This is a genomic window from Promicromonospora sp. NPDC060204 (assembly GCF_042728455.1).
In the GTDB taxonomy this organism is placed as follows: Bacteria; Actinomycetota; Actinomycetes; order Actinomycetales; family Cellulomonadaceae; genus Promicromonospora.
Genome location: NZ_JBHWZO010000198.1, coordinates 1 through 11,617, shown reverse-complemented (window position 1 = coordinate 11,617; position 11,617 = coordinate 1). Strand labels below are relative to the sequence as shown.

The 11,617-nt window shown below is 73.5% G+C and carries 7 protein-coding genes; 1 reads left to right on the top strand and 6 read right to left on the bottom strand.

The annotated features are described in order from the left end of the window. Positions 1 to 70: 70 nt before the first annotated feature. From ACFWEJ_RS21250 to ACFWEJ_RS21225, 6 genes are all read right to left on the bottom strand, one after another. Positions 71 to 4,510 (bottom strand): GH92 family glycosyl hydrolase, encoded by a 4,440-nt coding sequence (locus ACFWEJ_RS21250; protein WP_377231179.1) that lies wholly within the window; start codon positions 4,508 to 4,510, stop codon positions 71 to 73. 102 nt (positions 4,511 to 4,612) lie between these two features. After that, the gene (locus ACFWEJ_RS21245) at positions 4,613 to 5,614 is read right to left on the bottom strand and encodes a LacI family DNA-binding transcriptional regulator (RefSeq protein ID WP_377231178.1); all 1,002 of its coding nucleotides are present in this window, start codon (positions 5,612 to 5,614) and stop codon (positions 4,613 to 4,615) included. 4 nt (positions 5,615 to 5,618) lie between these two features. Next, entirely contained in the window at positions 5,619 to 6,839 is a 1,221-nt protein-coding gene (locus tag ACFWEJ_RS21240) for a sugar ABC transporter permease (RefSeq protein WP_377231177.1), read from the bottom strand. Continuing rightward, a complete protein-coding gene (locus ACFWEJ_RS21235; RefSeq protein ID WP_377231176.1) occupies positions 6,836 to 7,660 on the bottom strand; it encodes an ATP-binding cassette domain-containing protein in 825 nt (274 codons plus the stop codon). The genes ACFWEJ_RS21240 and ACFWEJ_RS21235 overlap by 4 nt, the downstream gene beginning before the upstream one ends. Continuing rightward, positions 7,657 to 8,781, bottom strand: a complete 1,125-nt coding sequence (locus ACFWEJ_RS21230; RefSeq protein WP_377231175.1) for a substrate-binding domain-containing protein — start codon at positions 8,779 to 8,781, stop codon at positions 7,657 to 7,659. The genes ACFWEJ_RS21235 and ACFWEJ_RS21230 overlap by 4 nt, the downstream gene beginning before the upstream one ends. Then, positions 8,778 to 9,896 (bottom strand): ROK family transcriptional regulator, encoded by a 1,119-nt coding sequence (locus tag ACFWEJ_RS21225; RefSeq protein WP_377231174.1) that lies wholly within the window; start codon positions 9,894 to 9,896, stop codon positions 8,778 to 8,780. The genes ACFWEJ_RS21230 and ACFWEJ_RS21225 overlap by 4 nt, the downstream gene beginning before the upstream one ends. 361 nt (positions 9,897 to 10,257) lie before the next feature. Between ACFWEJ_RS21225 and ACFWEJ_RS21220 the strand changes: the two genes are divergently transcribed. Further along, complete coding sequence (locus ACFWEJ_RS21220; RefSeq protein WP_377231173.1) at positions 10,258 to 11,547, top strand: ABC transporter substrate-binding protein; 1,290 nt, start codon at positions 10,258 to 10,260, stop codon at positions 11,545 to 11,547. The last annotated feature ends 70 nt before the right edge of the window (positions 11,548 to 11,617 follow it).

Genomic DNA, 11,617 nt, shown 5'->3' with positions numbered 1-11,617 from the left:
TCGATGGACCGATCTCAACGCAACCGACCGAACTCAATGCGGCGGCCCAGGATGCCTGGGTGCACCAGGGTCAGCCGCAGGCGGCTGCCTGGTACGGCACGGTCACCGTCTCGGTCGCCTTCTGGCCGTCGACGGTCGCCGTGACGACGGCGGTCACCGCGCCGGTGCCGACCTGCGCCGAGCCCGACTCGAACGTCAGCTCGCCGTCGCCCTTGACCGTCTCCGTCCCGAAGTCGGACGTGACGCGGACGGACGCACCCTCGGCGCCGTCCACCACGACCCGCAGCGTCGAGTCGCCGTCGACGCAGGCCGGGGCGGCCCACACCGTGACGCCGCCCGCCGCGTCCTCCGCCTTGTCGGCGGCCCGGGTCTCGGCCCGCGTCTGGGCGTCCGGTGTCGCGGCCGCCTCGAGCGGCAGCGCGTCGGCGCCGGCGCCCTGGTCGGCCAGGAGCTGCACCTCGGCCAGCGACAGGTCGCCCGCCGAGTCGCCCTCCGTATCGCCCGCCGAGTCAGCCCCGGAACCGCCCGCCGACGCGACGTCCGCCGACGCGACATCCGCAGCCGCCTCGACCACGATCCGCAGGTGCCCGTACTCCTCCGGGTCCTCCACCTGGAACGTCCGGGTCTGCAGCGCCCAGCGGAACGCCTCGCCGTCCCGCTCGTCGAGCACGGTCCAGCTCTCGCCGTCGCCCGACCCCTCCAGCCGCCAGGCCGACGGCGCCGCCGTGCCCGCGACACCCGAGGTCAGCGTGTACGTGCCGACCGTGGCCGTCGTGCCGGACCCGTCCCAGGTGATCGTCGGCGTCGCCGTGACGAACGTCGTGCGCGTGGTCGAGGTGTCGTCCACGAGCGCGTCGGCGTCGGCAACAGAGCCGCCCGAGCCGTCCCCGCCGTCCGCGACCGTCACGGTCCCCGTCCCGGTCGCGTCCCGGTCCGGCATCGGCGGCTCGTCACCCTCGGTGAGCGACGGCGGAGCGTCGCCCGCGCCCGTTCCCCAGGAAGACGGCTCGGCGCCCATCACGAAGTCCAGCCGGGCGCCGCCCGACAGGTCCGCCTGCGACAGCGACGTCGACGTCCGCGACCGCCCGTCCACCCGCAGCGACTGCACGTAGACGTTCTCCACGGAGTTGTTCCGGGCGTTGATCACCAGGTCGCCGTCCGGCAGGTGCACCGTGGCCTTGTCGAACAGCGGCGAGCCGATCGCGTACTGGTCGGAGCCGACCTGCAGCGGGTAGAAGCCGAGCGCGGCGAAGATCCACCACGACGACATCTCGCCGTTGTCCTCGTCGCCGGGGTAGCCCTGGCCGATCTCGCTGCCGACGAACAGGCGGCGGGTGACCTCCCGGACGATCTCCTGGGTCTTGTGGGGCGCGCCCGCGGCGTCGTACAGCCACGGGATGTGGTGCGAGACCTGGTTGCTCATGCCCCACTGGCCCAGGCGGATGTCCCGCGCCTCGCGCATCTCGTGGATGACGCCGCCGTAGCCGCCGGTGTGGGTGGCGTCCTCGGGGGTGGCGAAGAAGGTGTCGAGCTTGTCCTCCAGCCCCTGCTGGCCGCCGTAGAGGTTGCCGAGGCCGCGCGGGTCCTGCGGCGCGTGGAACGAGAAGTTCCAGCCGCTGGTCTCGGTGTAGCCGCCGCCCCACGTGCGCGGGTCGTACTCGTCCGGTGCGTTGAGGAACGTGCCGTCGGCGTGCCGGGGCTGGAAGAAGTCGATCTCCGGGTCGAAGAGCTCGCCGTAGTGCGTGGCGCGCTCCAGGAAGTAGGCCGACTCATCCCGCAGCGTCGCGCGCCGCTCCCGCGGGACCCGACGGTCCTCGGCGAGCGCCGCGGCCATGTTGCCGATGCCGAAGTCGTTGATCAGCCCCTCCAGGCCCCAGGAGACGGACTCGTGGGTGCTCTCCGGCGTGAAGCCGAGGAACGGCGAGGTCTCCAGGCCCTTGCGGCCCACCGCGTTGTTCGGCGGGGCGACGGTGCCGTTCTTCAGCGCCGCGTCGTACGCGTCGAGCGCCTTGTCGGTGGGCAGGGAGCCCTTGAGGTAGGCGTCGGCGAACGCGACGTCGGACGACGTGCCCGTCATGAGGTCGGCGTAGCCCGGCGAGGACCAGCGCGCGATCCAGCCGCCGTCGCGGTACTGCTGCGTGAACCCGTCGACCAGCTCCGCGGCGACGTCCGGGTACAGGAACGAGTACGCGGGCCAGGCCGTGCGGTACGTGTCCCAGAACCCGTTGTTCACGTAGATCTTGCCGTCGACGAGCTTCGCGTTGGTCACGGTGTCGGTCGCCTCGCCCGTGGGCGCGGTGACCGGGCTCGCGTACCTGTAGACGGGCCGCTTGGCGGTGCCGGTGTTCTCGAACTGGGAGTTCGGGTACAGGTTGAGGCGGTACAGGTTGGAGTACAGCGTGACGAGCTCGTCCTCGCTGCCGCCCTCCGTCTCGATCACGCCGAGCCGGTCGTTCCACTCCCGCTCGGCCGCGCGCTGCACCTTCTCGAACGACCGGCCCGTGACCTCCAGGCCGAGGTTGGCCCGGGCCTGGTCCAGCCCGATGAACGACGTCGCCACGCGCAGCTCGACCGTGCGGTCCTCGCTCGTGTCGAACGTCGCGTACCGGGCGCCGGCGCGGTCGCCCGCCGCCTCGCCCACGGCCGACGGCGCGCGGTCGAACGTGCCCGCCACGTACATGCGGGTGCGGCCGACCGACAGGCCGCTGCCGTTCTCGACCCAGCCGGTCAGCTCGCCCGTGGCGGCGTCGAACGACAGCTTCGAGGAGCCGGCGACGCGGTCGACCAGCACGTGGCCCTTGTTGTCCGAGGCATCCGCCGGGAACGTGTACCGCAGCACCGCCGCGTGGTCCGTCGGCGTCACCTCGGCCTTGATCCCGTCGGCGAAGGTCACGCCGTAGTAGTCGGGACGCGCGGTCTCGTCGGCGTGGTCGAACGCCAGGCCGCGCGCGTCCAGGCCGCCGTCGGGCACGCCCGCGCCGGTGGCGGGCTGGAAGGCGAGCTGGTTGCGGTCGCCCATCCAGGGGCTCGGCTCGTGGGAGATGCCGATGCCCTGGAGCACCGGGCGGTTCTGCTCGTCGTTGGCGGCCTGGTACTCGTACAGCCAGCTCTGCGACGAGGCGTTGGTCAGCGGCGTCCAGAAGTTGAAGCCGTTCGGCACGGCCGTGGCCGGCACGTTGTTGCCGCGCGAGAACGACCCGCTGGACAGCGTGCCGCGGCGCGTGTCCACGTAGTTCGTGAGGCTCTTCCCGTCCACCCGCTCGGGCCGGGACTCCAGCGCGACGTCGTCCAGCCAGCCGGCGAACTTCGTGGCGGCCGCACCGCCGTCGTTGTCGTAGCCGAGCAGCACCTGGTCGACGGTCTTCCCGCGCGCGACCGACCCGAGGTCGACCCGCACGGAGTTCCACTGGTCGGCGTACAGGATCTTGCCCGCGCCCTGCCCGGCGGCCGTCGCGGCCGTCCCGTGCGCGTCGCGCGCGTCCAGGTCGGACAGGTAGGTGCCGTCGGTGAACCTCAGGTCCACGCTCGCGTAGGTGGACGGGTACTCCAGGTCGCCCAGCAGCTCGGGGAAGACCTTCCAGCTCAGCCGGGTGTCGCGGCCCACGCGGACGTCGACGTCGTCGTACAGCACGTTGGTCGCGTGCGCCGGGCCGTCGGCCTGGTGGCCGCCGTCGTACCGCAGCGAGGCGGTGCCGGTGAAGCCGACGCCCTTCTTGTTCGTGAAGTCCACCGTGGTGGGCCCGGAGCCGACGGCGGTGGTCATCGGCCGGTCCGCGGGCTGCTCGGAGAGGTCGGCGGACAGGTCCCAGTCGGCGAGCTGCACGATGCCCGCGCCCGCGTTCTGCGTCACGTCCAGCCGGAACCAGGTGTACGCGGCGGTCGGACCGTCCAGCTCGAAGACCCGCTGCTGAAACCGGTCCTCGAAGGCCTCGCCACTGCGCTGGTCGATCGTCTCCCAGGTCTCGCCGTCGGTCGAACCCTGCAGCGTCCAGGCGCGCGGGTCGCGGTCGGCGAAGTCGTTCGCGGAGGTCAGCGCGTAGGCCGTGACCACGGTGGCCTCGGTCATCTCGTAGGTGGCCCACCCCGTGCGCGCGAACGTCAGCCACTTGGTGGCCGACGACGCGTCCGCCAGGTCGGCCGCGCCCTCGTTCGGCAGGTTCTCCGCGCTCGCCGCGACATTGCCGACCCGGTCCAGCACGCTGCCCGGCAAGCCGACGACGAACTCGCCGACGTTCTCCTGCCACGGCGCGCCGTCGCGCTGCGCCGGGGTGTTCTCCAGCGGCGCCGCGTCGTCGTCCTCGAAGGAGGTGGCGAAGTCGCCGCCGGCTCCCCCGCCCGGCGCCGTCGCGGCGTCGGCGGTGCCGGCACCGAGGGGCGCGGCGCCCGCCGGACCCGCTCCGGCGGGGACGGCGAACGCGGCGCCCGAGGGCACCGCGAGCAGCAGGGCGAGTGCTCCCGAGAGAGCGGCGGCCGCGTGCCGGGATCTGGCTCGGCCGGTGACTGTGGACATGGGTGGTCTCCCTCGTCGGCTGACAGCGCTGTCGCGTGCCGAACGTAGGTGCAGGCCAGGCCTGGTGTCAACGGGGCGCCGCGGGGACCGCGGCCCGGTCCCTCAGCGGGGCGGCCGCTCGCCGCTGCCGCGGGTGACGACGTGCGTGGGCAGCACCACCTGCTCGACCGTCCGGTCGGCGTCGGCGGACCGCGCGACGGCGAGCTCGGCGGCCCGCCGCCCCATCTCCACGGCGTCGTAGGCCACCACGGTGATGCCCAGCAGGTCGGCGAGCTCGAAGTCGTCGAAGCCGACCACGGCGACGTCCGCCCCGCCCGGGGTGTCGCGCAGCGCCTGGAGCGTGCCGACGGTGGCCCGGTTGTTCGCGGCGAGGATCGCGGTGGGCGGCTCGGGCGCGGCGAGCAGCTCCAGCGCCAGGTCGCGGGCGGCCGCGGCGTCGTGGGCGCCGGAGCGGACCCAGCGGTCGGCGTCGGCCACCCCGGCCTCCGTCATCGCGGCGAGGAACTCGTCGCTGCGCTCCTGGTAGGTCCACAGGTGGGGCTCGTCGCCCACGAACGCGATGCGGCGGTGGCCGTGCGCGAGCAGGTGGCCGACGGCGGCGCGCGTGCCGCCCCGGTTGTCGATGACCACGGTGTCGACGTCCATCCCGGCCGCCGGCCGGTCCACGACCACCACGGGCAGCCCGGCTGCGATCTCGCCGCGCAGCGCGGAGTGGTCGGCGCCGGCGGGCGTGACGATCAGGGCGCCGACGCGGCGTTCGAGCAGCTCCCCCGTCAGGGATGCCTCGCGTTCGGGGTCCTCGTCGGACGACGCCGTCAGGAGCTGCAGCCCGTGCTCCCGCAGCTCGCGCTCGATACCGCTGGCCAGGGCGGAGTAGAACTCGTTGGCCAGGTCGCCGGTGATGAACCCGACCAGCCGCGAGAGGCCGCCCCGGGCCAGGTCGGCGGCCACGGCGTTGCGGCGGAAGCCCAGCGACGCCGCGGCGTCCTGCACGCGCTCGCGCGTCGCGGACGCCACGTTGGGCTCCCCGTTCAGCACCCGGGACGCGGTCTTCAGGCTCACCCCTGCGGCCTGCGCCACCACCGCCAGCGTCGGACGACGCATCACCTCAGGCCTCCCGTCGCTTGCGCATCAGCATGTCGATGATGATCGCCAGCAGCAGCACCGCGCCGGTGACCATGTACCGCGCGGCCTGGTCCACGTTCATCAGCGTGAGCCCGTTGGCGATGGACTGGATCACCAGCACGCCCAGCACGGCCGACCAGGCGCTGCCGCGCCCGCCGAACAGGCTGGTGCCGCCGATCACGGCCGCGGCGATCGCCACGAGGTACGTGTCCGCTCCGCCGGTCCCCTGGTTCGCGGCCCCGAGCCGCCCCGCGGCGAGCACGCCGCCGAGCGCGGCCAGCGTCGAGCAGGCGACGAAGCACAGCACCACGGTGCGCTGCACGGGCACCCCGGCGAGCACCGCCGCCCGCCGGTCGCCGCCCACCGCGCGCACCGACCGCCCCCACCGCGTGCGGCGCAGCAGCACGTCCGTGACCACGACCAGGCCGGCGAACAGGACCACGGTGTAGCCGATGCCGCGGGCCGTGCCCAGGTAGGCCACGATCGCCGACAGCACGGCGGCCAGCACCAGGGTGCGCACCACGATCTGGGGCACGCTCGCGCAGGCGAGGTCCGCCCGCCGACGTCGGACCCGGGCCACGACCTGCACCGTCGCCGTGGTGGCCACCACGACCACCACCAGCGCCCAGGCCACGGCGGGCGAGAGGAAGCCCTGCTGCACCGACCGGACGAACCACGACTCGAACGGCAGGTTGATCGAGCCGTACGGCCCGAGCACGCGCAGCTGCACCCCGGCGAGGAACAGCAGGCCGGCCAGGGTGAAGACGAAGCTCGGCAGCCCGAGCCGCGTCGAGAGCGCGCCGTACGCCAGCCCGACCACCACCCCGCACGCCAGCGCGGCGAGGATCGCGAGCGCCACGGGCCACCCGAGCGTCACGGAGCCGACGGCGACGACGGCCGCGGCCAGCCCGCTGACCGAGCCCACGGACAGGTCGATCTGGCCGACCAGCAGCACGAGGACGACGCCGAGGGCGATGACGCCGACGGGGGCGCTCTGCAGCGTGAGGTTGACCAGGTTCTCGGGGGCGAGGAACGCGGGGTTGACGGCGCCCATCACCAGCCAGATCACCACGAGCGCCCCGACGATGGGGAGCAGGCTGTTGCCGCCGCGCACCCGCTGCCAGACGGCTCCGGTCAGGCCGCCCGTGCCGGCCAGTCCCGTTCCGGAGAGCCCGGCACCGGTGCCGCCCTGCTGCGCGGTCATCGGCGCACCGCCCGGCCGGACTCACGGCCGGACTCGGCGCCCGACCGGGTGCCGCCGCGCGCGCCGGAGCGGGCCCCGGTGTGCTTGGCCCCGGGCCGGACCGCGCCGGTCATGGCGGCGAGCAGGTCCTCGTAGGACGCGTCGCCGTCGAACACGTCGTGCACGCGGCCGAGCCGCAGCACGAGGATGCGGTCGGCGACGGCCTGCAGGTCGCCCGCCTGGTGGCTGACCAGCACGACGGCGTGGCCGCGCTCCCGCAGCCGGACGATGAGGTTGAGCACCTCGGCGGTCTGGCGCACGCCGAGCGACGCCGTCGGCTCGTCCAGGACGACGACGCGCGGCGAGCCGAGCAGCGCGCGGGCCACGGCGACGGTCTGGCGCTGCCCGCCGGACAGGGTGCGGACGGGGTCGCGCACGCTGGGCACGCTGGCGGCGAGCTGGTCGAGCAGCCGCCACGCCTCGCGCTCCATGGCGACCTCGTCGAGCAGGGGCCCGCGGCGGGTCTCGTGCCCGAGGAACAGGTTCTCCACGACGTCCAGGTCGTCCACGAGCGCGAGCTCCTGGAACACCGCGGCGATGCCGAGCGCCCGCGCGGCGGCGGGCGAGTCGAGCACCACGGGGCGCGCGTCGAGCAGCACCTGGCCGGCGTCGGGCCGGTGGGCGCCGGCGAGCACTCCCGCCAGGGTGGACTTGCCCGCCCCGTTGTCGCCGACGACGGCGAGCACCTCGTGCTCGTGCACGTCGGCGTCGACGTCCACCAGGGCGCGGACGCCGCCGAACCGCTTGGAGACGCCGCGCAGCGAGAGCACCGGGTCGCTCATGGGGTGGCCTCCCCGATCAGGCCGGCGCGCTCGCACGCGTCCCGGTAGGCGGGGACGCAGATCTCGTCGGTCGTGTACACGTGCCCGTCGACGATCACGTGCTGGACGTCGTCGACGCCCACGGCGCGGGGCGCCAGGAGCACGGTGGGCACGCCCTGGATGACGGCGGTGGTGCGCGGCTCCTCGCCGCGCAGCACGCGCACCGCGAGCTCCGCGGCGGTCTGCGCCTGCTGGTCGGTCGCCTTGTAGACCGTCATGTACTGGTCGCCCGCGATGATGCGCTGCACCGCGGCCAGCTCGCCGTCCTGCCCCGTCGTGACGGGGACCGGGTCCAGGCCCGCGGCCTTGGCCGCGGCGATCGCGCCGCCCGCTATGCCGTCGTTGGCGGCGAGCACGCCGTCGACCTGCCCGGGGAACCGGGTGAGCATGGCCTCGGTCCACTCGGTGGCCTTGTCCGGGCTCCAGTCGGGCGTGTAGTACTCGGCGAGCACGTCGATGTCCTCTCCTTCGAGGGCGCGGCGGGTGCCGGCGGCGATGGCGAGCGCGTTGGGCTCGGTCGCCGATCCGTGCACCAGCAGCACCCCCGGCCGGTCCTCGGCGTCCGGTCCGGCGTCTGCGTCTGGTTCAGCTTCTGTCTCAGCGTCTCGTTCCGTGACGCCACCGGCAAGTGCCGAGCCCAGCAGGAAGCCGATGAACTCGTAGTCGTACGACACGTAGTAGTCCGCGCCGTCCACGAACCGATCGTAGGCGATCACCTGGGCTCCCAGCCGCTTGGCCTGCGCGACGATACCGGCGGCGGCCACGGTGTCCACGGCGTCGAGCACCAGCACGTCGGCCCCCTGGGCGAGCATGGACTCCGCCTGCTGGAGCTGCGCGGCGGCGTCCTGCCCCGCGTTGGCGTACAGCACCGTGCAGCCCGGGCAGCGGCGGCCGGTGACGGCCACGAACGTCGGGTGGTCGGACGCCTCGTAGCGGGCGGTCTGCGCCTCCGGCAGCAGCAGGCCGATCGTCCCCTCGTGCGGCACGCCTGCGGCGCCCGCGGGCTCGGACGGCGCGCACCCGCCGAGCCCGGCCACGAGCGCCAGCCCGGCCAGGGCGGCCACAACCGTCCGGCGGGTCATGAGCTCACCCCCAGGGAGCCGAACATCCGGGCCTGGTCGAGCGCGGCCGCGAGGGCGCCGCGGACGCCGGCGTCGGCCCCCAGCGCGGACGGGACGACCTCGACCGGGCCGCGCGAGGTGGCGACGACGCGCTGGCCGAGCGAGGTGCGCAGCGGTTCGAGCAGCAGCTCCCCCGCCTCGGCGAGCTTGCCGCCGATGACGACGACGTCGGGGTCCACGAGGTTGCAGAGGTTGGCGAGGGCCACGCCGAGGTGGCGGCCGGCGTCGAACACGACCCGGCGGGAGCCGGCGTCGCCCTCGCGGGCGCGGGCGACCAGGTCGGCGAGGGTGAGGTGCCCCGCCTCGGGCGGGAGCATGGCGAGCAGGCTGGAGGCGCCGACCAGCATCTCGAGGCAGCCGCGGTTGCCGCAGCGACAGACGGGGCCGTGCTCGTCGACGGACACGTGCCCGATCTCGCCGGCGACGCCGGACCGCCCGTGCACGGCGCGGCCGCCCAGCACGAGCCCGCCGCCCACGCCGTGGGAGACGCGGATGTAGGCGACCGAGTCGTGCCCGGCGCCCGCGCCGAACCGGGCCTCCGCGATCGCGGCGAGCGTCGAGTCGTTGTCGGCGGTCACGGGCACGTCCAGCTCGGCGGCGAGGATGTCGTCGACGTGCACGCCGTCCCAGCCGCGCATCATGCCCACGGTGACGACCTGGCCGGTGCGGATGTCGACTGGCGCGGGTACCCCGACGCCGACGGCGAGCAGCTCGGACGGGTCGGCGTCGACGGACTCCAGCATCTCCCGGATCAGCATCGCGGTGCGCTGCAGGCCGGCGTCGGCACGGTGGTCGGGCGCGAGCGGCATGCGCTGCTCGGCCAGGACCCGCATGGACGCGTCCGCGAGCGCGACGCTGAGGGAGCGCATGCCGAACCGGATGCCGGCGACGACGCCGAGGTTGCGCGCGAGCGTGACCTGGAGGGCGCGGCGGCCGTTGCGCACCGACTGCGAGGTGTGCAGCACGCCCGCGACGGTGAGCTCCTTGACGATGTTCGAGATCGTGGCTGGGGACAGCCCTGTGACGCCGGCCAGCTCGATCTGCGTGAGAGAGCCACGCTGCTGGACGGCGCTCACGATCCGGGCTCGGTTGGCCTCACGCAGTGAGGTCTGCGAACCCGGTGTTACCCGATCCGCGCGCACAGCGCCCAGGGTAACCGCCTTCCGCAATGCCCCGGTCGGGAATCGACCTGGTATGACTGCTTTGGATACACGAACTGAACGTTCAGGTCACGATCCAGCGACGCTTGCGTTCATTTCTTGACACCAAGGCTCCGCCGCCGTTCGATAGGACCCGGGTTCACGGGCGTACAGGCGCGCCCGGCCGGTCCACAGGTACGACGCCGTCCTGGCCGCGAGGAGAATTCACCCTCGCCAGGTACGACGACGCCGTCCCGGGTCGGTGCTCCAGCGACCGAGGAAGGTTGAGGGACCCCAGATGCGAGTGAACCGGAGGATGACCGCGACGGTGGCGACAGCCGCTGTGCTCGGTCTCACGCTGGCCGCGTGCGGCGGCGGCGGTGACGGTGGCGAAGGCAGCGGCGAGAGCGGCAGCGCCGACCAGGTCGAGGTGTTCACCTGGTGGGCTGCCGGATCCGAGAAGGCCGGCCTCGACGCCCTGGTGGGCGTGTTCAACGAGCAGCACCCCGACATCGAGTTCGTCAACGGCGCTGTCGCCGGTGGTGCGGGCTCCGCGGCGAAGGACCTGCTGCAGACCCGTCTGCAGGCGCAGGACCCGCCGGACACGTTCCAGGCCCACGCGGGCGCCGAGCTGCAGGACTACATCGACGCCGCGCAGATCGAGGACGTCTCCGACCTTTACGACGAGTTCGGCCTGACGGACGTCTTCCCGGCCGACCTGGTCGACCGGCTCTCCACGGAGGACGGCGCGATCTACTCGATCCCGTCGAACATCCACCGCGCGAACGTCGTCTGGGCCAACCCGACGGTGCTCGAGGACAACGGCATCGACCCCGAGGCCGAGTACGCGGACCTCGACGCCTGGATGGCCGACCTGGAGAAGCTCGACAAGGCCGGCGTCACGCCGCTGTCGGTGGGCACCACATGGACCCAGGTCCACCTGCTGGAGACCGTGCTCCTCGCCGACCTGGGCGCGGACGGGTACAGCGGCCTGTGGGACGGCTCGACCGACTGGGAGAGCCCCGAGGTCACGGCGGCGCTCGAGGACTTCGAGACGCTGATCGGCTACACCAACGACGACCGTGACGGTCTCGACTGGCCCGAGGCGACCCAGATGGTCATCGACGGCACCGCGGCGTTCAACGTCATGGGCGACTGGGCCGTGGCGGCGTTCGAGGAGCAGGACAAGGTGCTCGGCACGGACTTCACGGCGGCCCCGGTCCCGGGCACCGACGGGACGTTCGACTTCCTCGCCGACTCGTTCACCCTGCCGGTCGGCGCCCCCCACCCGGACGGCGCCAAGGCGTGGCTGGAGACCGTGGGCTCGCTCGAGGGCCAGGTCGCGTTCAACAAGGCCAAGGGCTCCATCCCGGCCCGGACCGACGCCGACCCGGCGGAGTTCTCGGAGTACCAGCAGACCGCCATCGAGTCGTTCGCGAACGACACGATCGTGTCCTCGCTGGCGCACGGCGCGGCCGCCCCGGTCGCGACGCTCAACGCGATCTCCGACGCCACCAGCAAGTTCACGACCGGTGCGTCCGACCTCGCCGGCTTCCAGTCCGAGCTGGCCTCGGCCACGCAGAGCTGACACACGGGCGCGAACAGCTCCCGCGTAACGCACACCGCCGTACGTCGCGCGCCGTCGGGTCCATCCCGAC